The organism is Gordonia desulfuricans NBRC 100010, from assembly GCF_001485495.1.
Taxonomy (GTDB): Bacteria; Actinomycetota; Actinomycetes; order Mycobacteriales; family Mycobacteriaceae; genus Gordonia; species Gordonia desulfuricans.
Window position 1 is genome coordinate 52,455 of the sequence record NZ_BCNF01000037.1, and the last position, 22,108, is coordinate 74,562.

21 protein-coding genes and 1 pseudogene are annotated in these 22,108 nt (G+C 66.7%); 15 read left to right on the plus strand and 7 right to left on the minus strand.

What is annotated here, in order from left to right:
- Window positions 1-33: 33 nt before the first annotated feature.
- Together ppgS and GD1_RS06085 are read left to right on the plus strand one after the other, a co-directional pair.
- The gene (gene ppgS / locus GD1_RS06080) at window positions 34-738 is read left to right on the plus strand and encodes a polyprenyl-phospho-N-acetylgalactosaminyl synthase PpgS (RefSeq protein ID WP_020790732.1); all 705 of its coding nucleotides are present in this window, start codon (window positions 34-36) and stop codon (window positions 736-738) included.
- Between the two features lie 5 nt (window positions 739-743).
- Window positions 744-1,145 (plus strand): DUF2304 domain-containing protein, encoded by a 402-nt coding sequence (locus GD1_RS06085; RefSeq protein ID WP_053777492.1) that lies wholly within the window; start codon window positions 744-746, stop codon window positions 1,143-1,145.
- Window positions 1,146-1,191: 46 nt separating this feature from the next.
- Here the strand turns inward: GD1_RS06085 and GD1_RS06090 are convergent, their stop codons facing one another.
- Window positions 1,192-1,806 (minus strand): dTDP-4-dehydrorhamnose 3,5-epimerase family protein, encoded by a 615-nt coding sequence (locus GD1_RS06090; protein ID WP_059036348.1) that lies wholly within the window; start codon window positions 1,804-1,806, stop codon window positions 1,192-1,194.
- Window positions 1,807-1,835: 29 nt separating this feature from the next.
- Complete coding sequence (gene rfbA / locus GD1_RS06095) at window positions 1,836-2,711, minus strand: glucose-1-phosphate thymidylyltransferase RfbA (RefSeq protein WP_059036350.1); 876 nt, start codon at window positions 2,709-2,711, stop codon at window positions 1,836-1,838.
- 89 nt (window positions 2,712-2,800) lie between these two features.
- On the opposite strand from rfbA, the gene rfbB reads away from it, so the two are divergent.
- The gene (rfbB, locus tag GD1_RS06100; protein ID WP_059036352.1) at window positions 2,801-3,805 is read left to right on the plus strand and encodes a dTDP-glucose 4,6-dehydratase; all 1,005 of its coding nucleotides are present in this window, start codon (window positions 2,801-2,803) and stop codon (window positions 3,803-3,805) included.
- A gap of 33 nt (window positions 3,806-3,838) precedes the next feature.
- Here the strand turns inward: rfbB and GD1_RS06105 are convergent, their stop codons facing one another.
- Window positions 3,839-4,720 carry an alpha/beta hydrolase gene (locus GD1_RS06105; protein ID WP_059036355.1) on the minus strand — a complete coding sequence of 294 codons (882 nt, stop codon included), beginning with the start codon at window positions 4,718-4,720 and terminating at the stop codon, window positions 3,839-3,841.
- 124 nt (window positions 4,721-4,844) lie between these two features.
- Between GD1_RS06105 and galE the strand changes: the two genes are divergently transcribed.
- On the plus strand, window positions 4,845-5,861 hold the full coding sequence (galE, locus tag GD1_RS06110) for a UDP-glucose 4-epimerase GalE (RefSeq protein ID WP_059036357.1): 1,017 nt from the start codon (window positions 4,845-4,847) through the stop codon (window positions 5,859-5,861).
- Between the two features lie 39 nt (window positions 5,862-5,900).
- Here galE and GD1_RS06115 read toward each other — a convergent pair whose 3' ends face one another.
- Window positions 5,901-7,922 (minus strand): DUF6541 family protein, encoded by a 2,022-nt coding sequence (locus tag GD1_RS06115; RefSeq protein ID WP_059036359.1) that lies wholly within the window; start codon window positions 7,920-7,922, stop codon window positions 5,901-5,903.
- A gap of 67 nt (window positions 7,923-7,989) precedes the next feature.
- Here GD1_RS06115 and GD1_RS06120 point away from each other — a divergent pair, with 67 nt between their 5' ends.
- A complete protein-coding gene (locus GD1_RS06120) occupies window positions 7,990-9,444 on the plus strand; it encodes a DHA2 family efflux MFS transporter permease subunit (protein WP_020789450.1) in 1,455 nt (484 codons plus the stop codon).
- 13 nt (window positions 9,445-9,457) lie between these two features.
- Here GD1_RS06120 and GD1_RS06125 read toward each other — a convergent pair whose 3' ends face one another.
- Both GD1_RS06125 and GD1_RS06130 read right to left on the minus strand, forming a co-directional pair.
- The gene (locus GD1_RS06125) at window positions 9,458-10,708 is read right to left on the minus strand and encodes an MFS transporter (RefSeq protein ID WP_059036361.1); all 1,251 of its coding nucleotides are present in this window, start codon (window positions 10,706-10,708) and stop codon (window positions 9,458-9,460) included.
- The gene (locus GD1_RS06130) at window positions 10,705-11,355 is read right to left on the minus strand and encodes a GntR family transcriptional regulator (protein WP_059036363.1); all 651 of its coding nucleotides are present in this window, start codon (window positions 11,353-11,355) and stop codon (window positions 10,705-10,707) included. Before GD1_RS06130 ends, GD1_RS06125 begins: the two co-directional genes overlap by 4 nt.
- A 285-nt stretch (window positions 11,356-11,640) precedes the next feature.
- Between GD1_RS06130 and GD1_RS06135 the strand changes: the two genes are divergently transcribed.
- Complete coding sequence (locus GD1_RS06135) at window positions 11,641-12,858, plus strand: NAD(P)-dependent malic enzyme (RefSeq protein ID WP_083533905.1); 1,218 nt, start codon at window positions 11,641-11,643, stop codon at window positions 12,856-12,858.
- Window positions 12,859-12,948: 90 nt separating this feature from the next.
- Here GD1_RS06135 and GD1_RS06140 read toward each other — a convergent pair whose 3' ends face one another.
- A complete protein-coding gene (locus GD1_RS06140) occupies window positions 12,949-13,632 on the minus strand; it encodes a 4a-hydroxytetrahydrobiopterin dehydratase (protein WP_059036365.1) in 684 nt (227 codons plus the stop codon).
- A gap of 62 nt (window positions 13,633-13,694) precedes the next feature.
- Between GD1_RS06140 and GD1_RS06145 the strand changes: the two genes are divergently transcribed.
- From GD1_RS06145 to fabG, 9 genes and pseudogenes are all read left to right on the plus strand, one after another.
- Window positions 13,695-14,279, plus strand: coding sequence for an ASCH domain-containing protein (locus tag GD1_RS06145; protein WP_059036366.1), 585 nt, complete (start codon window positions 13,695-13,697; stop codon window positions 14,277-14,279).
- 7 nt (window positions 14,280-14,286) lie between these two features.
- Window positions 14,287-14,703: pseudogene (locus GD1_RS25385) on the plus strand (helix-turn-helix domain-containing protein).
- A 57-nt stretch (window positions 14,704-14,760) separates the two neighbouring features.
- Window positions 14,761-15,441, plus strand: a complete 681-nt coding sequence (locus GD1_RS06150) for a TetR/AcrR family transcriptional regulator (protein ID WP_083533907.1) — start codon at window positions 14,761-14,763, stop codon at window positions 15,439-15,441.
- A 193-nt stretch (window positions 15,442-15,634) separates the two neighbouring features.
- Complete coding sequence (locus GD1_RS06155) at window positions 15,635-16,849, plus strand: beta-ketoacyl-[acyl-carrier-protein] synthase family protein (protein ID WP_059036368.1); 1,215 nt, start codon at window positions 15,635-15,637, stop codon at window positions 16,847-16,849.
- Between the two features lie 33 nt (window positions 16,850-16,882).
- The gene (locus GD1_RS06160; protein WP_059036369.1) at window positions 16,883-18,457 is read left to right on the plus strand and encodes a class I adenylate-forming enzyme family protein; all 1,575 of its coding nucleotides are present in this window, start codon (window positions 16,883-16,885) and stop codon (window positions 18,455-18,457) included.
- Entirely contained in the window at window positions 18,454-19,269 is an 816-nt protein-coding gene (locus GD1_RS06165; protein ID WP_059036370.1) for an enoyl-CoA hydratase/isomerase family protein, read from the plus strand. Before GD1_RS06160 ends, GD1_RS06165 begins: the two co-directional genes overlap by 4 nt.
- A gap of 54 nt (window positions 19,270-19,323) precedes the next feature.
- Window positions 19,324-20,448: a CaiB/BaiF CoA transferase family protein gene (locus tag GD1_RS06170; RefSeq protein WP_157079384.1), complete on the plus strand. Its 1,125-nt coding sequence runs from the start codon at window positions 19,324-19,326 to the stop codon at window positions 20,446-20,448.
- Between the two features lie 67 nt (window positions 20,449-20,515).
- Complete coding sequence (locus GD1_RS06175; protein WP_059036372.1) at window positions 20,516-21,292, plus strand: enoyl-CoA hydratase-related protein; 777 nt, start codon at window positions 20,516-20,518, stop codon at window positions 21,290-21,292.
- Between the two features lie 45 nt (window positions 21,293-21,337).
- The gene (fabG, locus tag GD1_RS06180; protein WP_059036373.1) at window positions 21,338-22,096 is read left to right on the plus strand and encodes a 3-oxoacyl-ACP reductase FabG; all 759 of its coding nucleotides are present in this window, start codon (window positions 21,338-21,340) and stop codon (window positions 22,094-22,096) included.
- Window positions 22,097-22,108: the final 12 nt, after the last annotated feature.

Below are 22,108 nucleotides of genomic sequence, written 5' to 3' on the forward strand. Positions count from 1 at the left end.
GTTGCTGTGGATCTCTGGGCTAGGGTTACGCCCATGACCGGCCCCGCGACGACCAACGAGGACGTCTGGCTGGTGATCCCCGTCTACAACGAGGCGCAGGTCATCGCCGACGTCGTCACCGAGGCTGCCGCGACGTTCCCGAACATCGTGTGCGTCGACGACGGCAGCCGCGACGACTCCGCCGCCCGCATCGCCGGCACCTCCGCACACCTCGTCCGCCATCCGGTGAACCTCGGGCAGGGTGCGGCGATCCAGACCGGTGTCGAGTATGCGCGGGCGCAGCCCGGCGCCCGGTTCTTCGTCACCTTCGACGCCGACGGCCAGCACCGCGTCGACGATGTGGTGGCCATGATCGGGCGGCTGCGTACCGAACCCGTCGACATCATCGTGGGCACCCGGTTCGCCGAGGGGCGCAGCGAATCGGTGCCACTGGTCCGCCGAATGGCCTTGCGTACCATCGTGTTCCTCAGTCCACGCACCCGCAGGCTGGGACTGACCGATGCGCACAACGGGTTACGCGCGTTCAACCGGACCGTCGCCGATCAGCTCGACCTGCTGATGAGCGGGATGAGCCACGCCTCGGAATTCGTGACCCTGATCGACCGCAACGGATGGCGGGTCGCCGAGCAGCCGGTCACCATCCTCTACACCGACTATTCGCGCGCCAAGGGGCAATCGTTGATCAACGGGGTGAACATCCTCGCCGACGGCATCTTCCACAGCACGGCGCGGAGGTGAGCGAGATGATCTGGTTCCAGATCCTGGCGATCGTCGGCATCCTCGCACTGGTCATGTTCTTCATCGTCAACCGCGGCACCGCCCGCGCCTCGGCCGGCGTGAAACTGCTGTTCGTCGCATTCGTCGCCTTCGGCCTGTACGCGATGTTCCGGCAGGACGACATCACCTGGCTGGCCAACCGGCTGGGTATCCAACGCGGGCTGGACCTGGTGCTGTTCCTGCTGGTGATCGCCTTCGCGTTCACCACCGTGTCGACCTATCTGCGGTTCCGCGACCTCGAGGTGCGCTACGCCCGACTCGCCCGGGCCATCGCACTGCAGAACGCACAACCGACGATCAGAGGTACGGCGGCATCCGAGGATGCCGCGGCACCGGACGAGCACACCCCCGACGACCCGACCCGCTGAGACGGACCGGACGGCGGGACCGGACGGCGGGACCGGACCGGCCACATCAGGACAGGGTCTGCAAGAACTGCTTCACGTCGTCGAACTGCGGGAGCAGACCGAGGTCGCGGGCCGCGAACAGTCCGGGGGCCTCGGTGTCCTTGGGTGAGAGCTCATAGGTCAGCGGCGATCCGTCACGCGCGGTGGTCGGCCACTCGATACCCAGCTGCGGGTCGAGTGGGTCGATGCCGTGCTCGCGGCCCGGGTTGTAGCCGGTGGAGCACAGGTATGTGACCGTGGAACCGTCCTCGAGTGCACAGAACGCGTGACCGAGCCCCTCCGACAGGTACACCGCACGACGGTCGGCGTCGTCGAGCAGGACGGTGTCGTAGGTGCCGAAGGTGGGCGAACCGACGCGGATGTCGACGATCACGTCGAGGACCGCCCCCTTGGGGCAGGTGACGTATTTGGCCTGGCCGGGCGGGACGTCGGCGAAATGCACGCCACGCAGCACACCGGCCGCCGACACCGACAGGTTGACCTGCGCGAGATCGAATCGGTGGCCGATGGTCTCGGCGATCACGTCCGCCTTGAACGCCTCGGTGAACAGGCCCCGGGCGTCACCGTGCAGCACCGGGGTGAACTCCCAGGCCCCGTCGATCGTCAGCGGTCGCACCTTCATCGTCCAACGTCTCCTTCGATCGTGAGTTTCTAGAAACCCTTGCCGCGGGCCAACAGTTCGAGCAGGTAGTCGCCGTAGCCGGACTTGCGCAGCGGCTCGGCACGCGCGGCGAGCTCGTCGTCGTCGATGAACCCGTGCCGCCAGGCGATCTCCTCGGGGACCGCGATCTTGAGGCCCTGCCGCTGTTCGACGGTGCGCACGAAGTTCCCGGCGTCCAGCAACGAGTCGAACGTACCGGTATCCAGCCATGCCGTGCCACGCGGAAGGACGGTGACCTTCAGCCGGCCCTGCGCCAGATAGTGGGCGTTGATGTCGGTGATCTCGTATTCGCCACGCGCACTTGGCTTCAGGCCACGGGCGATCTCGATCACCTCGTTGTCGTAGAAATACAGTCCGGGTACCGCATAGTGAGACCTCGGATTCTCCGGCTTCTCCTCCAACGACACCGCGGTGCCGTGCTCGTCGAAGTCGACGACGCCGTATGCACTCGGATCGGCCACCCGGTAGGCGAAGATCGCGCCGCCGTCGATCCCGCCGAAACCCTGCAACTGGGTACCCAGTCCGGGACCGTAGAAGATGTTGTCGCCCAGCACCAGAGCCACCGAGTCGGTACCGATGTGGTCGGCGCCGAGGGTGAACGCCTGCGCCAGACCGTCCGGCGAATCCTGCGTGCGGTAGGTCAGGGAGATACCGAATCGCGTTCCGTCGCCGAGCAACCCACGAAAGGCGGCGGCGTCGTTCGGCGTGGTGATGATCAGGATGTCGCGGATGCCGGCGAGCATCAACGTCGACAACGGGTAATAGATCATCGGCTTGTCGTAGACCGGGACGAGCTGTTTGCTCACACCCTGTGTGATCGGGTGCAGGCGGCTGCCGGTGCCCCCGGCCAGGATGATCCCGCGCATGGCTCACCAGCGTAGCGGCTGCCGCACCCGACGCGGTGAGTCCGACGTCGGTAGACTTCCCGCCGTCGACGACAGGAGGAGATCCGACAATGCGCGTCCTGGTCACCGGCGGTGCCGGCTTCATCGGTGCGAACTTCGTGTTGCGTACCGCGGCCCGCCGCTCCGAGGTGCGTATACGCGTCCTCGACAAACTCACCTATGCCGCCAATCCGGCGACCCTGGCCTCGGTGGCCGACACCGTCGAACTGGTCCAGGGCGACATCGCCGACGCCGAACTCGTCGACTCCCTGGTCGCCGACTCGGACCTGGTGGTGCATTTCGCCGCCGAGTCGCACAACGACAACTCGCTGTCGGACCCGTCGGCGTTCGTCCAGACCAACCTGGTCGGCACCTACACGCTCCTCGAGGCGGTCCGCCGCCATCAGGTGCGGTTCCACCACATCAGCACCGACGAGGTGTACGGCGACCTCGAGCTCGACGACCCGGCACGATTCACCGAGCACACCCCGTACAACCCGTCGAGCCCGTACAGCTCCACCAAGGCCGGCAGCGACCTGCTGGTACGCGCCTGGGTGCGGTCGTTCCAGGTGCCCGCGACGATCTCCAACTGCTCCAACAACTATGGGCCGTACCAGCATGTGGAGAAGTTCATCCCGCGGCAGATCACCAACGTGCTGTCGGGGGTGCGGCCGCGGCTGTACGGCGACGGGCGCAATGTGCGCGACTGGATTCACGTCGACGACCACAACGACGCGGTGTGGACGATCATCGAGAAGGGCACCATCGGCGAGACGTACCTGATCGGCGCCGACGGCGAGGTGGACAACCGCACCGTCGTCGAGACGATCCTGGAACTGCTCGGCCGGCCCCGCGATGCCTTCGACTTCGTCACCGACCGCCCGGGCCACGACCGCCGCTACGCCATCGACTCGACCCGTCTGCGGACCGAACTCGGCTGGCAGCCGCAGTATGTGGACTTCCGGTCCGGGCTGTCGGCGACCATCGACTGGTACCGCGAGCACGAGTCGTGGTGGCAGACCGCCAAGGACGCCGCCGAGCAGAAGTATGCGGTCACCGAGAAGGTGCTGGGCTGAACCCCGTGTCCGGTCGCGGTTCGAGGTGACGGCTCACACCGGGACCGTGCGCTGCAGGAACGCGATCTGATCGGCGACCACCCGCTCGAACCCGTCGTCGACGTAGATGTCGAAGTGCCCGTCGGGATAGCGGTTGAGCGTCACCATCGGTGACGCCTCCGCCGCGGTGATCGTCGGGCCGGCGGGGGCCACGGTGTCGCGGTCGCACACGCAGATCAGGGTGGGGACCCGGAGCCGGCGGATCGACCGGACCGGGTGATACAGCGGCAGGGTCAGTGCCACGCGCGCGGTCACCGCGTTGGTGAACTCTGCGTCGTCGGGGACCAGCCGCAGATAGCCGGACTCGGCGTCGGCGGCGGTCATCAGCGCGGCATCGTGCGCACGTCCGACCAGCCCCACCCGCACCGGTGGACGACGCAGGAGTGTGGCGCCGGCGTCGGCGAGCCCGAGCGCGGTGACCTTGACCGCCCCGGCCCGATCCAGGGCCCGCAGCGATGCGAGTCCGCTGGTGAACGGGCATTGGGCGATCACCGCGGCCAGATCCGGGTGCCGGGCGCCGATGACCAGCGCGTGACCGGCACCGAATGAGGTTCCCCAGATGACGATGCGAGCGGTGTCGACGTCGGGCAGGGTGCGGGTGAAGGTGATCGCTGCGTCCCAGTCGGCGAGCTGCCGGCGGATGGACAGCAGCTCCCGCGGCCGGCCGCCGCTGTCGCCGAAGTGGCGGTAGTCGAACACCAGGCATGCATATCCGGCGGCGGTGAACCGTTCGGCGAAGGCGTCCAGCCGCATCCGGCGGGTCGCACCGAGCCCGTGCGCCATCACGATGACCGGCGGGTTCGGCGAGTCGGGCCGGTACAGCCAGGCCCGACAGGTCACTCCCGACGATGCGAACTCGACATCGGACCTCTTCATGGTTGACTCCCTGCACACAGATGGTGCCACCGGCCATTGTCACGGTATCGGACACCGATCGGTGCGGTCCAGCCCACAGGACCCGAACAGGAACAATTCAGACAGGGCGAATACCGTGGTCGGCATGCGCGTACTCGTGAGTGGTGGAGCCGGATACATCGGATCACACACCGTGATCAGGCTGGTGCAGGCCGGACACGACGTGGTGGTGGTCGACGATTTCAGCAATTCCAAGCCGACGGTGATCGCGCGGCTCGAGGGTCTGACCGGCATCCGCATCCCGGTACACGTCGTCGACCTGACCGACGTCGACAAGACCGAGCAGGTCTTCGCACACGAGCAGATCGACGCGGTGATCCACTTCGCCGGGTTCAAGGCGGTCGGCGAGTCGGTGGCCAAGCCGCTCGAGTACTACCAGAACAACCTCGACAGCACCTTCTCGCTGCTGCGCGCGATGCGCCGCCACGGCGTGCACACGCTGGTGTTCTCGTCGTCGGCGACGGTGTACGGCGCCGAACCGGTACTGCCGATGACCGAGGACTCACCGACGTCGGCGACCAACCCGTACGGCTGGACCAAGGTGATGATCGAGCAGGTCCTGCGCGACGTCGCCGCCAGCGACGATGCCCTGCGGATCGCCGCGCTGCGCTACTTCAACCCGGTGGGTGCGCACCCGAGCGGACAGATCGGCGAGGACCCCAGCGGCATCCCGAACAACCTCATGCCCTTCGTCGCGCAGGTCGCGGTGGGGCGTCGGGAGTCGTTGTCGGTGTTCGGTGACAACTACCCCACCCCCGACGGAACCGGTGTGCGTGACTACATCCACGTCGACGACCTCGCCGCCGGGCATGTCGCGGCACTGGAACGGCTCGTCGCCGTCGATCCCGGGTTGTCGGTGTGGAATCTCGGCACCGGCAAGGGGGTCTCGGTGCTCGAGGTGATCAAGGCCTTCGAGCGTGCCAGCGGCCGGGACATCCCGTATCAGATCGCACCGCGGCGGGCCGGCGACATCGCCGCGTCGTATGCCGACCCCACTCGGGCGAACACCGAATTGGGTTGGTATGCAACCAAGACCATCGACGACATGTGCGCCGACACCTGGCGCTGGCAGTCGAGTAACCCGAACGGCTACCCGGACTGAGTTGTCGGGGTCGAGCGGCAACGGGCGCGGCTGCCGAGGTCAGCCGGCGGGCTGCGTCTCCTGCGGCAAAGTGACCCGATAGACCGTCGCCGAGCCCTGCCGGAACACCTCGGTGAGGCCGGGGGCACCGTTGCGACGCAACGCGAGGAACGGATCACCCTGGTGACCGTGCGCGGGATCGGGGGCACCGCGCTGGAATCCCCAGTAGCTCGGCGGTGAATCGATCACGTACTGCACGTTCATGTCCCGCACGATCGCGTCGATGTGCGGGTCGGCACCGATCCGGTCCACACCCCAGAACAGGTCGCGCTGCCGCTCGGAGAAGTCGTTGGCCCGATAGAACGGGAACATCGGGGTCAGTCCGGTGACCGGATAGATCCACCCCGTGCCCTGATCGAGGTTGTTCATGATCAGCCCGTCGTGGGCCCCCGGCTGAGCGTCGAGCCAGGCGTAGGCGGCGAGATCGTCGGGTCCGATCCGGACCTCGTGCCGGTTCTTGCTGGCGATCAGCGCATTCGACGGATACCGCCACACCCCGGCACCGGCGACCAATGCCAGCAGGACGACGAACACCACCGGCCGCGTCCACGACCGGGCACCCCCGAACCGGTCGGCCACCCACACCCCGGCGACACCGACCGCCAGACCGGCGGCGGCCGCGGAGAACATCGCGGTGACGAACGTCAGACGATGCCCCGAGTTGTAGAAGTAGCCGCCGAGCGTGCCCAACGGCCCCGACAACGGCCCCAGCGCGACCACCGAGTTGGCGGTGAGCAGCACGAACACCGCCCACGCGGCGATCGCCGCCCAGCAGCGGGCCCAGATCATCACCACCAGACCGAGCACGGCGAGCCCCACCAGCCACCAGATGCGGTGCTCGCTGATCGGGACGGTGGCGTTGAACAGGGCCTGCGACACCGCCGTCCCCACCCCGGCGGTCTCGTCGCGGAACTCGAACCCCGACAGCTCGTTGTTGTCGGCGATGCGCATCGTCCCGTAGATCACCGGGAGGATCGCCACCAGGGCGAGGACACCGGTGAGCGCCAGGGCCCCGGCGTCGACGACACGCCCGTGCACCGGTCGCCACAGGGCCTGCACGAGCCACCACAGCCCGACGATGACGGCGATCAGGATCAGCCCCGACGGATGGGTCGCGGTGACGCCGGCGATGGCCAGGGCGGCGGGCAGGATCCGGCGACGGTCACCGACCGCGGAGATCGTCAGCACCGCGGCCACCGGCGCGAGGGACACACCCACCGCGTTGGGCACCGACGTCACCGACACCTCGACATAGGGCAGCGACGGGAACAGTGCTGCGATGGCCGCGGCGAGACCTGCGGCGTAGGCCGAGGTGGTGGTCGAGAATCGGTGCCGGGCACACCAATACGCCAGGGCCGCCACCCCGAGCGGAACGGTCACCGCCAGTGTCGCAGGCGAATACGTGTTGTAGAGCTCGACGGTGTTCGCACTCGTCAGATCGAATTCCAGGGCGCCCAGGGCATGCCAGGTGTTCGGGTAGTAGTTGAAGCCGTGGGTGTCGTAGTTCATCAGCTCGCCCATACGCAGCGACGACCCGACACCGGTCTCGTGGATCCAGCGCAGAGAACTGGCGTGCCACAAAGCATCCCAGATCTGCGGGATGTTGTTCAGCCCGCCGGGTGCGGTCTGCACGAGCGGCCGGATACACGTGACGGCGATGATCACCCCGCCGAGCACCGGCCCCAGCGCGGCAATCCCGGCCGCACGCACACCGAGGGGCGGATCGTCGGATGTGTCCGGTTCGGTGTCAACGGATTTCGGAACCGCCCAGCGCCGGATCCCGGCATGGTAGATCCCGGCGACCGCGAACGCCCCCACCCACGCCAGCAGTGCGGTCACCGGGTTCCACTCGAAACCGATCGCACCGTAGACCACCGTGGCGATACCGACCATCGCCAATGTCAGCGGCGGACCGGCGACCAGCGCCACCGGCCACGACAGCGACATCCGGCGGCCGATCGCGGCCCCGGGGATCACCAGTAGCAGCGCGGTCACCACGCAAACCCATGCACCGAGAAGCATCGGGGCCCCCTTCTGCTTTCGATGGTGGACGTTACCGAAGCGGTGGCACCGACCGTAGGATTGGGCGGTGCCGACCGCCGATCCGAGTGTGCCGACCCCTCGCCGCAAGGCGATCATCCTGGCGACATGCTGTCTGAGTCTGCTCATCGTCTCGATGGATGCCACCATCGTGAACGTCGCACTCCCGGCGATCCGGACGGATCTCAGCGGTTCGGTGTCGGATCTGCAATGGGTGATCGACGTCTACACGCTGGTGCTGGCGAGTCTGCTGATGCTGTCCGGGGCCACCGCCGACCGGTACGGCCGCAAACGACTGTTCCAGATCGGGTTGTCGGTGTTCGCGCTCGGCTCGCTGCTGTGTTCACTCGCCCCCACCATCGGTTTCCTGATCGCCGCCCGCGCCGTGCAGGCGATCGGCGGGTCGATGCTCAACCCGGTGGCCATGTCGATCATCACGCAGGTGTTCGTCGAACCCCGCGAACGCGCCCGGGCGATCGGCATGTGGGGCGCGGTCGTGGGCATCTCCATGGCGGTGGGACCCATCGTCGGCGGCCTCCTGATCGACCTCATCTCCTGGCAGGCGGTGTTCTGGATCAACCTGCCGGTGTGTGCGATCGCGATCGCGCTGACCGCGATCTTCGTGCCGGAATCACGCTCGCCGGTGGTCCGCACCCTCGATCCGGTCGGCCAGATCCTCGCGATCATCGCCCTGGCCACCCTGGTCTACGGGCTGATCGAGGGCCCCGAGCACGGCTGGTCGTCGCCGACCACGCTGATCGTGTTCACCGTCGCGGCGGTGTCGGTGGCCGGGTTCCTGATCTGGGAGCGCCGCCATCCCGATCCGTTCATCGACCTGCGGTTCTTCGGCAGCGTGCCGTTCTCGTCGGCGACGCTGATCGCGGTCAGCGCCTTCGCCGCCTATGGCGCATTCCTGTTCCTGATGTCGATCTACCTGCAGTCGGTGCGCGGCCTGAGCGCCATCGAGACCGGCGCCTTGTTCCTCCCGCTGGCCGTCGCCACCATGATCAGTTCCCCGTTGTCGGGGGCGGCGGTCGGCCGGTACGGTCCGCGGCTGTCGCTGACGGTGTCGGGGGTGATGCTGATCGCCAGCGGTGTGCTCATGCTCGGCGTCGACGCCGACACCTCGCTGGTGCTGCTCGGTGTGGCGTTCGCCCTGTTCGGAATCGGATTCGGTGTGGTCAACGCCCCGATCACCAATTCCGCGGTGAGCGGTATGCCCCGTGAACGGGCCGGCGCGGCGTCGGCGATCGCCTCCACCAGCCGGCAGGTCGGCGTGAGCATCGGCGTCGCGCTGGCGGGCAGTGTCACCGGCGCGTCGGCGGAGGCCACGCTGGGCGCGGACTTCGCCGACGCCATGCACCCGATGTGGGTGATGGTGGTGATCCTGGCGGCGGTGATCCTGGCGCTGGGCATCATCTCGACCACCCGCTGGGGTACCCGGACCGCCGACGACATCGCCGCCCGGCTGATCGACCCGGTGCAGGAACGGGCAGTGCGCTAGACCCGTCGTACCGTCAGACCCGCATCCGGTTGCGGTGATGGCCGGCCACGGTGATCAGCAGACACACCAGCGCGGCGACGATGCCGAAGCCGAACATCTCGGTGTAGGTGACGGCGGTGAACTGCGCGGCGATCCACGCGAGGACCGCCGGGACCGCGAAGCCCAGGTAGGTGACGCCGTAGAAGACCGCGGTCAGGCCGGCGAGGTCGTCGTTGCCGCTGGAGACGGCGATGCGCTGGACCTCCAGCAGTCCGGAGATCATCGCCACGCCGTACCCGCAGCCGAGCACGGCCGCGGCGACCAGGGACATCCACACGGTCAGCAGGTGGGCGGCGACCGCGGCCAGCGCCATCCCGAACGCCAGGGTGATCAGGGCGACGACGACACCACGGTTGCCGTCCGGACGGTCGATGCGACGACCCACCGACTGGATGCCGAACCCGGCGGTCAGCCCCACCACGCAGCACAGCCCGGCGAAGGCGATGGGTGCGCCCGCGGTGCGCGCCGACATCAGCGCCGGGATGATCGCGTAGGCGGAGGCGCAGGCGCCGAACACCCAGGGTGCGACCGGCAGGACGACGGTGAGGAAGCGGCGGTGCCGTGCCGACGGGATCTTGAGGTCGTCGATCAGAGGGCCCGGGTCGGTGGCGCGCGCCCGCGTCTCGGGCACCCGCATGATCAGGACCACCGCCACACCCGCGATGACGATGTTCACCAGGTAGGACAACACCGTCGGCCACGGCGCCCACTGGGCCAGGACCGCGGCGACACCGGCACCGACACCGAATCCGGCGGTCAGGCTCATCGCGCCACGTTTGGCGCCGGCCGCGGCCTTGTCGCCGTCACGGATGCTCAGTTCGGTGATCCAGCTGCCGCCGACCGCCATCGACAGGCCCAGGGCGATACCGGACAGGATGCGTCCGACGACGAGCAGCGCGACGGTGTCGGAGCCGAGGGCCAGCAGCACCGACCCGGCGGCGGCGATGATCGGCGCCGGCAGCATCAGGGGTCGCCGGCCGATCCGGTCCGACAGCGGGCCGCCGATCAGCAGCGCCGGGACGATGCCGAGCACGTAGAGGAACAGCAGGGTGTCGACGAGGACCGCCGAGAAGTTGCCGGTGTGCCGGTACATCACCAGCAACGGGGTGAACTCGTTGCCGCCCCACGCCGACGCGAAGACCGCCAGTGCCACCGCAGGCCAGGTGGCACGCGACGGCGCCGACGGCGTGGGCGTGTGATCGACCTCGGCGGTGGTGGTGCTCATCGGGTGGCTCCGGGGATGTCGTGGACCGTGGTCAGATGACGTTCGAGCGCGGCGTCGAATCCGACGGCGTCTCGCTGTTCGATCCGGTTCAGCAGTTCGGCGTGATCGGCGAGGATGCGATCGGTGATCGCCGGGTCGCGGTGCACGCTGGCCGTGGTCATGCGTCGATGGCGTTCGCCGAGGCCGGTGTAGAAACCCGAGAGCACCTCGTTGTCGCCGGCGGTGACGATGAGCTGATGGAACTCGGCATCGACCCGGGAGAAGCGGGCGATGTCGTCGGCGTGGACGTCACGGTGGTCGTCGAGGTTGCGGCGCAGCCCGGCGGTCAGCGTCGTCAGGCCTGCGGGTGCGGCGACCACGGTGCGGACCGCATGCCCCTCCAGGAGGCGCCGGGCCTCGACGACGTCGCGTGCCTCGCGGTCGGTCACCGGTACCACCAGCGCCCCGCGTTTGGGATAGAGCCGCATCCAGCCCTCGGCCTGCAACCGGAGGAAGGCCTCACGTACCGGCGTCCGGCTGACCTCGCAGCGCTGGGCGATCTCGCCCTCGCTGATCAGCTCGCCACCAGGGATCTCGTTGGTCAGGATGAGCTCTTTGACCTCGCCGTAGACGCGCTCCGCAGCCGAGATACCACTTGCGTTCAACATAGACACAAGTTGAATACTAGACCTCTCGACAGGGTTGGAAGCACCCGGGTCAAGCCCCCGGGTCCATTCAATGGACCACTGTGATGGAGTCGGCACCCGAGGGTGAGAGACTGTCAGGCAATCCTCGCCCCGGCGACACCCGCCCAAGGGCGTGGGCACTCGCACACAGGCGTCGGCCACCACCCCGGCCGACGACGTACGACCCCCACACCAACGGATCATCAAGGGCGCTGATCCGGATCACGAGCGGCCGCCGGGAGGCGCCGCCACTTGAGGAGGAAGACCGTGACGAGCACGGAGAACAACGTGACCCAGGACGAGGGACTCGTGGAGCCGGCGATCGCCGATCAGCCGATCACCGACGAAGAGATCTTCATGGCACATGCCGGCGGCAAACTCTCGGTGGAGTTGCGCTCCCCGATCGAGACCCAGCGTGACCTGTCGATCGCCTACACCCCCGGTGTCGCACAGGTGTCGCGCGCCATCCACGGCGAGTCGGCACTGGTCGACAAGTACACCTGGACCGACCGCCTGGTCGCGGTGGTCAGCGACGGTTCGGCGGTGCTGGGCCTCGGCGACATCGGCCCGCGCGCATCGCTCCCGGTGATGGAGGGCAAGTCCGCACTGTTCCGGACCTTCGCCGGACTCAACTCGATCCCGATCGTGCTGGACACCAAGGACCCCGACGAGATCGTCGAGACCCTGATCCGCCTGCGTCCGAGCTTCGGTGCGGTCAACCTCGAGGACATCTCCGCTCCGCGTTGCTTCGAGATCGAGCGCCGCGTCATCGAGGCCCTCGACTGCCCGGTGATGCACGACGACCAGCACGGCACCGCCATCGTGGTGCTCGCCGCGCTCAAGGGTGCGGTGCGTCTGCTCGAGCGTAATCTCGCGAGCCTGCGTGTGGTGATCTCCGGCGCCGGTGCCGCCGGTGTGGCGTGCGCCAACATCCTGCTCGCCGCAGGTGTCTCCGACGTCGTGGTGCTCGACTCCAAGGGCATCGTGTCGACCGGCCGCGAGGGACTCAACGAGTTCAAGGACGATCTCGCCGCACGCACCAACCCGCGCGGGCTGGTCGGCGGGGCGGCCGAGGCGTTGGCCGGTGCCGACGTGTTCATCGGCGTCTCGGCGGGGCAGATCGACGAGGCGTTCATCGCCTCGATGAACGACGACGCGATCGTCTTCGCCCTGTCCAACCCGGACCCGGAGATCCACCCGGATGTCGCGGCCAAGCACGCCGCCGTCGTCGCCACCGGACGCAGCGACTTCCCGAATCAGATCAACAACGTCCTCGCCTTCCCCGGCGTGTTCAAGGGTGCCCTCGACGCCGGTGCGCGCCGTATCACCGAAAGCATGAAGATCGCTGCGGCAGAAGCGATCCTGTCGGTGGTCGCCGACGATCTCGCCGTCGACAAGATAGTCCCGAGCCCCCTGGATCACCGGGTGGCGCCGGCCGTATCCGCCGCTGTGGCCGCAGCGGCGCATGCCGAAGGGATCTGCTGAACGGCGCCCTGCCCCGATGACCACAAACGTCCCCGTGAGGCCCTCTCACCGCAATAATCGCGAGCCGGCCGCCCACGGGGACGTTTCTCGTCATTCGGTCTGGGCACCCTCCCGCTCCTGCCAGGTGCACAGACAGATCTCGTTGCCCTCGGCGTCGGCGAGCACCCAGAACTCGGGGGCGTGCTCGTCGGTGACCAGTCGACCGCCGGCGTCGAGGGCCGCGGCCATCCGGTCGGCGACCACGTCGTGCGGCAACCAGAGGTCGACGTGCATCCGGCTGCGTTGTGACCGTGGGGAATCCATCTGCTGAAACCACACCGGTGGGAGCAGTCCGTCGGGGTCTGTGAGGTCGGCGAGGGTGTGCTCGGGGTCGTCGCGGTAGCCGAGCACCGCACGCCAGAATGGACGGATCGCCTCGAGGTCGAGGGCGTCGATCGCGAGGTCGAACCGGGCGGGCGGCGCGGCGAGTGGCGACAAGTCCATCTCGGCGGCGATGTCGGCGATGGCACCGGCCAACGCGACGTCGGCCGCGGTGATCCGATGTGAACTGTGCGTACTCAACGTGAGATGCACTGAGCCGTAATGCAGATCAATGTCGGGGTGATGATTCGCCGCCTCGGCCGCGTCGATGATGCGGGCGACGAATCGACCACCGGTCACCATGTTCGACGTGGCGTAGGCCGCCTGCAGGGCGTCCCCGATGACGCGCCACGGATCGGCGACGGCGGCGGTGACCTCGGCGGCGGTGAGGGGTGTGCGTGGGGTTTCGGTCATGACCCGACGATACGACCCGCAATCGCGTGTGACGCGCGGATATCGCTACTATCCTGGGCGCCATGCTGATACCGGCACGGCTGACGGGACGCATCGTCGACGGCGAGGTGGATCTGGCCTTTCGACGATGGACGTCGCCGCGCGTCGCAGCGGGTTCGCGGTTCATCAGCAACGAGATCGTCGTCGAGGTGACCTCGGTCGAGGAGATCACCCTCGCCGACATCACCGACGACGACGCCCGCCGTGCCGGTTTCGATTCCGTGGCCGATGCCGGTAAGGCGTTGCGTCGCAACGAAGCTCCCGTCTTCCGGATCGGACTGAGATATGCCGGACCGGACCTCCGCATCGCACTGCGTAACGACGCCACGCTCTCCGACGACGACCTCACCGACCTGCAACGACGACTCGATCGCCTCGACGCCCACTCCACGCACGGCCCGTGGACGCGAGAAGTGTTGTCCCTCATCGGCCGTCGTCCCGCGGTGGTCTCCACCGAGTTGGCCGCCGAGATCGGACGACCACGGCCCGAGTTCAAGCTCGACGTCCGGAAACTCAAGAAGCTCGGGCTGACCCACAGCCTCGACGTCGGATACGAATTGTCGCCGCGGGGCGCGGAGTTCCTCCGCCGCGACGCGCAGGACTCATAATCGATCCATGCCCTCGCGTCCGCCTGCGCGTCACCTGCTCCGTGCGAAGGAACTGGTCGACACCCGATTCGCCGAACCACGCGGCGGATGGAACGAGCCGCGGCGATGCTGCGCGGCACCGACCGCAGCGTCGCCGACATCTGCGCGGCGGTCGGATTGACCAGCGTCGGGTCGTTCACCACCGGTATTCGGTCGGGCCTTCGGCACATCTCCCACCGAACACCGAGAGTCGTTCCCACCCGCAGCCACCTACGCTCGCCTCCCGGCGTGCGTACCGCGCGTCTACGGCCGGCCGGCGGCGACCTCGCGAACCGAGGGCATTGCGCAGACCAACACGGCACACGAGAAGCAGACCCACGCCGTCGGTGCTGCGGCCCGCGCCGAGGGTTTGGCCGCAACATGCGGAGTGATCGACTCGGTGTGACGGCAAGCGCGAGCGCTCACCGAGTCGACCACCGCAGTCCGGTATCGTGAGCCGACGATGTCCAGCGATGTGACCAGCCCCGATGATCGACCTGCAAAGAGTGTCGATCAACTCAGCGAGAAGGGGCGCCGCACACGCGATCGACTGCTCGATGCAGCTCGCGTCGTCTTCGAGCGCGACGGATTCATCGATTCCCGGGTTGCCGACATCGTCAAAGAAGCCGGCGCCGCATACGGCACCTTTTACACCTATTTCCCCTCCAAAGAGGCAGCCTTTCTGGCAGTGATCGAGACCCAGCAGGATGCGATCAAAGAAGCTGCCCGTCAACACGAGGCCGGAGTCGAGCGCCTCAACGCCCGCGATGTGGTCGAGGCCTCCAACCGCGCCTACCTCGAGGGCTACGGCAAACATTGGCGCCTGATGGAAGCGTGGTCGGTGGCCGCCGCTGTTGATCCCGAGATCGGCGGGCTACTCGAGGAGCTGATTCACTTCAACATCGAGCGAACCGAACGCTCACTGTTGCGGCTCCAGCAGCGCGGCGACATCTCGACAGACATCGATCCCCACTACGCCGCGCGCGCTCTCAACGCCATGGTGATGCAGTTCTCCATCCGTATCTTCCGCGACAACCCAGAGGGTGTCGACATCGACACCGCAGTACGCACCATCACCAACATCTGGTGTCAGGGCATTGGGCTCGGCGAGGATGCCCCGGCGTTCGACGCCACACACCCCTGACCGAGATTCACCCCGCGCTCCCCCACCGATAACCACCGCCGCGCCCTGGTGCTCCAGCCGACCGCCCGGGGCTTGTCTGCGCCCGCATCCGCGTCCACATCCGCAGACTTGATATTGACATCAATGTCATATTCTCGCTAGATTTCATGTGCCCGCCGTCACATAGCGGTGGCACTGGCGAGAGGACTCCGACATGACAACCGTCGCGATCACCGGACAGGGCGTGATCTCCAGCCTCGGCCTGACCATCCCCGACTTCTGCGCCGGTCTGGACAAAGCCACCGTGGCAGTCGAAGCCACGCCATGGTCGGCAGAGACCGGAGGTCATCTCTACTACTCCCCGGTCACCGGATTCGACCCGACTCACTGGCTCGATGAACGCACCGAACGCGGCAGCGACAGATTCGCCCAGTACGCCGTGGCCGCCGCCGCCGAGGCCGTCGCAGATTGCGGGATCGGCCAGCTCGACCCACTTCGCACCGCCGTGGTCATGGGTACCTCGATGGCGGGAGCAGCAACTCTCGCCGGAGCCCAAGAGGCTTATGACGCAGGCGGTTACGGCTCGGTACCCAAAAAGCTACAGATGATGGCGTGGCCCAACATGGCGGCCGGACACATCGCGCTGCGCTGGAATCTTCATGGCCCGTTGCTGACGATCTCAACCGCATGCGCATCGTCGCTGGACGCGATCGGTATTGCCGCACGCATGATCGCCAGCGGCCAGGCCGATGTGGCGATCGCCGGCGGAACCGACAACGGTGGCGTCAAGATCAGCAGCCTCGGCGCCGCCCGGTACGGCATGTCACCCACCGACATCGACAACCCGCACGAGATCTGCCGCCCATTCGACCGTAATCGCAAGGGGGTCATGGGAGGCGACGGTGCGGGCGTAGTGATCCTCGAGCGCGCCGAACACGCCCGCGCTCGCGGTGCCCGCATCGACGGAATCGTCCGCGGTTATGGTTCGCTGTCCGACGGCTATCACCCCTCCTCCCCCGATCCGTCTGCGCGCTGGGAAATAGCGGCAATGCAGGCGGCCCAAACCGATGCCGGGCTCCACCCCGGCGAGATCGGCGCGGTCGTGGCACACGGCACTGGAACGCCCGTCGGCGACGCCGCCGAGATCTTGGCCATCAACACCGTTTTCGGCGAGTCAGTGTGTGCCACATCCATCAAAGGTCATGTCGGGCATACGGCCGGGGCAGCCGGAGTGATGGGCGTCATCACCGGTCTGCACACCCTCGCGACCCGAGCCCTCCCGCCGACCGCCTCGACCACCGATCTCGAACCCGACATCCAGTTTCGTGTTCCGCTCGGCTCCCCGGGCTCAGTCGATCTCGACGCCTTTCAGGTGAATGCCTTCGGCTTCGCCGGCCAAAACGCCTCGCTGGTCATCAGCCGAGACTGAAGAACTCGGCGACACCCACCGAAAGGACCACTCATGCCCGGATTTGCGTTCACCGACAACCTCGGCGCGATCACCGACTTCGGACTCCACTTCCGCCCCGACGAGCCGGCACTGATCCAACACGACCGTACCTTCACCTATCGTGAACTCGACGAGCGAATCAATCGGGTGGCGTGCGGGCTTCTCGCCGCCGGGATTCACGCCGGCGACCGAGTACTCATCTTGTGGGAGAACGATATCCGGTTTGTCGAGGCCACCTTGGGAACAATCCGTGCCGGTGCCGTTGCCGTCCCGGTGAATCCCAACCTCACCGAAGCGATGCACCGAATGCATCTCAACGACAGCGGCGCCGTCGCCGTCCTTGCCGGCACCACCGCCGCAGCCCACGCCGCATGTTTTGCCGACGATGAACGCGTAATACTGGCGGTCACGGCGGATGGATCTCAATCACACATGGTCGAACACGAGGCATGGCTGGCGTCGTCGCCGGCCCAGCGACCCGAGATGAGTTCACACCCTGAGGAACTGGCCTGGGCGCCCTACACCTCCGGGACCACCGGCACCCCCAAAGGTGTCAAACTTGCCCACCAGATGCTGTTGCGCGATGCCCAACTACTCAGTCAGAACTGCTATCTCAATCCCTCGGATCGAGTCGTCCTGGCAGCCCCGCTGTTCCATATGAACGCCGCAGCATGTGGGATTCTGCCGATGCTCTTTGTCGGCGGTTCTGTGTATATCCTGCCCTCCTTCGAGCCCGCTACCGTGCTGCGCACCTTTGCCGAACAGCGAGCCACTTACTCGTTGGGGGTTCCGGCGATGTTCAAACTCATGTTGTCCCAGCCTGATTCGGAACTCGCACGCGACTACAGCGCCTTGCGATTGATCTGCTGCGGCTCGGCTCCGATGCCACCGAGCCTGATCGACCGGCTCACCGAGGTCTTCCCCAATGCGCGTTTCGTGGAGGGCTATGGGCTCACCGAATGTGGCCCTGCCGCGACGATGAACCCCCTCATCGGTCCTCGCCGAAACGGAAGCATCGGCCGGCCACTGCCTGGATTCGAGGCCCGGATCGTCGACTACGACGGGGAAGAGGTAGCCCCCGGCAACACCGGCGAACTGTGGTTGCGCAGCCCGCTGTGTACCACGCTGGGTTACCTGGGACGGCCCGATGAGGATGCCCGTAAACGCAAGGCCGACGGCTGGTTCGCCACCGGCGACCTGGCCGTGAGTGATGAAGACGGCTGGCTCTACTTTCGGGGGCGCGCCGATGATCGCATGAATGTCGGTGGCGAGAACGTGTATCCGGCCGAGGTCGAGGCGATCCTGACCCGGCATCCACAGGTACGCGATGTCGCGGTTGTCGCCCTGCCTCATGACACCAAAGGGCAGGTGCCAGTTGCCTTCATCGTTCGTGAGACCGGGTCCGACCTGGATGAGGCGAGCCTCCGCGAGTTCTTCTTTACCGAAGGTCCTGCATACGCGCACCCGCGGCGGATTCACTTTCTCGACTCACTACCGTTGTCGCCCACCGGCAAGACGGACCGCCGCTCACTGACACGACAAGCCAGGGACACCACACCGGCCGAGATCTCCGGAGGACCACGATGACCCAACCCCTCGTATCCAACCCGTCGACCGATATCGTCGTCGACGATTGGGAACCGGGCATTCGCCGGATCACCATCAACCGAGCTCCTCTGCGCAATGCCTACCGAACCCAGACTGCTATCGAAATAACTTCGGCAATAGCGCAATTCACCACCGATGACACCGCACGGGTACTCATCATCACCGGTGCGGGCGGGGCCTTCTGTGCCGGCGGGGATCTCACAAGCACGTATGAGACCGAGCACGCCGCGGCCGTCGAGTTCGGGCATGGGGTGGTGATTCGAGAAGGTATGCACTCGGTGATCCGAGCCCTGGCGATCTGCGAGAAGCCGGTCATCGCCATGATCAGCGGCCCTGCAGTTGCCGGCGGTCTGGCCCTGGCGCTGGCGTGCGATATCCGCATCGCCGATGCCACCGCCCGACTCGGCGACACCTCCGGCCGCGTGGGCCTGCTCCCCGATGAGGGGGGAGCATGGTTGTTCAGTCACGCCATGGGCACCGACCAGGCACTAAAGATGCTGTGGGGCAACGAGATCTACGATGCACAACAGGCACTCGAGCTGGGGTTGCTCACCGAGGTCGTCGACGACGCCGCGAGCGCCACCCTCGCACTCGCCCGCAAGTTCGCGGCAACCGCACCACTGACTACCCGAATCGTCAAGCGGTTGGTGCGCAACGCCGGCGTGCAGACTCTTGATCAATCGCTGCGCGAAGCCGAGTATGCCGTGGAGATCATCAATCACACCGCCGACGTGGCCGAGGGCATCAGTGCCTTTGTCGGCAAACGTACTCCCAAGTTCAGTGGGCGCTGAGAGATGAGCACCGACGTACCGCCGACAATTGATGAGACTCGATACGCCGCCCCCATGACAGGACCACTATCCGGGGTATCGATCCTCGACATGTCTCGACTGGCACCCGGCCCCTATGCGACGATGCTGCTCGCCGATCTCGGCGCCGAGGTGACCGTCGTGGGCGGCGGTCGGGCAGGGCTACCACTGGATGCGGTGTCCCGGGGCAAGCGGTTTATCTCGTTGGATCTCAAATCTACTGCTGGCCAACAGGCATTGCATCGGCTGGCCGCCGAATCCGATGTCTTTGTCGAGAGCTTTCGCCCCGGTGTCGCCGCAAGACTCGGGGCAGGCTATGACGATCTGCGCGGTATCAGACCCGACCTGATCTACTGTTCCCTGACCGGATACGGCCAGGACGGACCAATGCGGAACGCGGCCGGCCACGACATCAATTACCTTGCGATGAGCGGAATGTTGGCAATGTTGGGGCCCACCGATGGTCCGCCGAGCATCCCACTGAACCTGGTGGCAGACTTCGCCGGAGGCTCTCTCGTGGCGGCAATGGCCATCGTTGCCGCGCTCTTCGAGCGCACCCGCTCCGGGGCCGGCCAATACCTCGATGTGGCGATGGTGGACGGGGCAGTGTCGCTGATGTCCATGCACCGCCAGATGTGGGGAACCTCGGCCGCCCCCAGCCGCGGGGAGAGCGTATTAGCCGGAGCCGCACCGTTTTACCGGTGTTATGAAACCTCCGACGGCCGATACATGGCCGTCGGCGCGCTGGAACCGCAATTCTTTGCAGCACTGTGGTCAACGCTCGGGCTCGGTGCGGTGCCACCCCAGTATCCACGCACCGCCTGGCCGCGGATCGCGGCCGACCTCACCGCGGTATTCGCCTCGCGCACCCGTGCGGAATGGACCGAGGTCTTCGCCGGAGTGGATGCTTGTGTCTCCCCGGTCCTCGACCCCGACGAGGTGTCCGCCGATTCTCATATCCGGTACCGGCACAGCTTCACCTATGACTCTGCTGCTCCGGCGATCCCCCGGCTCTCGCGTACTCCCGTGCGAGCCGGTGCCACTGATCGCACCGACCAGACTGAGGCTGTGTTGTCGGGAGCAGGCATGACAGCAGAACAGATCTCGGCCGCGCACGACACCACCGAACCGACCGGGCTGACCGGCTGGCCGGATATGTGAAGCCCCGCCATGTCTACGCCACCGATCACGCGCCGTCTGCGGCGCCCCAACTCATCAGGAGACAGTAATGAACGAAGTGACGCTCGCCAGGAGCGGCGCAATCGCCACGGTGACCCTCAACCGTCCCGAGGCGATGAACGCGATGAACGACGCCCTCCTCGACCAGCTCGTGGAAACCCTTGAGTCGCTGGACGGCGACGAGTCAACCCGGGTCGTCGTCATCCGCGGGGCAGGCCGCGCCTTCTGCGCGGGTGGTGATCTCACCGTTGATCACACCGGGCTCACCCCTGCGGTGGCCGAAAGCCGTCTGCGCGCGCACGTCCGGGCGGCAGAGATCCTGCGCGCAGGTCACATGGTGAGTATCGCTGCGGTCGACGGCGCGGCCGCAGGTGCGGGCTTTGCACTCGCCGCCGCGTGCGATCTCCGGGTGATCTCCGAATCGGCGGTCTTTCGCGCCGCATTTCTCACCGCGGCCATGAGCGGTGACTTCGGGTTGTCATGGTCGTTGACCCGACTCATCGGGTCGGCCCGCGCCCATGAAGTCTTGTTGCTCAACGAGAGAATCACCGCCGCTCGGGCCGTCGAGATCGGCCTGGCATCGCAGAGCGTCGTCGCCGCAGAGTTCGAGTCGCACCTCGACGCCATGGCCCAGCGATTGGCCGCCGGCCCGCCTCTTGCCCTCGCCGCGATCAAAGCCAACCTCAATGACGCCACAGAACTCTCCTTCACCGAATGCCTTCGCACAGAATGCCGTCGACATGTGGCGACCGGCCTCAGCGCCGATGCCACCGAGGCCGGCCACGCATTCTTGGAGAAGCGTCAACCCCGGTTCGTCGGCCGCTGACGAGCCCGCAACTACACCTCCACCACTCAATGATCAGGAGAATCCATGTCTGAAAACACTTCTCAGGTGGCCATGGTCACCGGAGCCGCCCGCGGCATCGGAGCAGCAGTAGCCGCCCGCCTACTCGCCGACGGCATGGCTGTGGCACTGCTCGACAACGATGCCTCCGAACTCGAGCCAACCGCCAAAAGGCTGTCGAATAAGGGCACGGTGCACCACGTGGTGACCGACGTCCGCGATCCCGATGCCGTTGCCGCAGCAGTGGAATCGACGAAGCAGACCCTTGGGGACCCCACCGTCCTGGTCAACGATGCCGGATACATCCGCGATAACCTCTTTCACAAGATGACACTGCAGGATTGGGATGAGGTGATGAACGTGCATTTGCGCGCGGCCTTCATCACGACTCAGGCGGTTCAGCCGTTCATGGCGGCCGCCGGCACCGGCCGCATCGTCAACATCTCCTCGGTCGCCGCGCTGGGCAATCGTGGACAGAGCAACTACAGCGCAGCCAAGGCCGGTATCCAAGGGTTCACCAGGACGCTGGCCGTCGAGTTGGGTCGATTCGGGATCACCGCGAATGCCATCGCTCCCGGCTTTGTCGACACGGCGATGACCCGAGCGACTGCCGCACGCATGCGGATGGAGTTCGATGATCTCGTGGCCACGGCGTCCAAGCAGATCCCGCTCGGTCGGGTCGGCCAGCCCGAGGATATTGCTGGAGTCGCCTCCTTCTTGGCCGGGCCGGATTCGGCCTATGTCACTGGCCAGGTCATCTACGCCACCGGCGGGCCCACGGTCTGACCTGAACACATC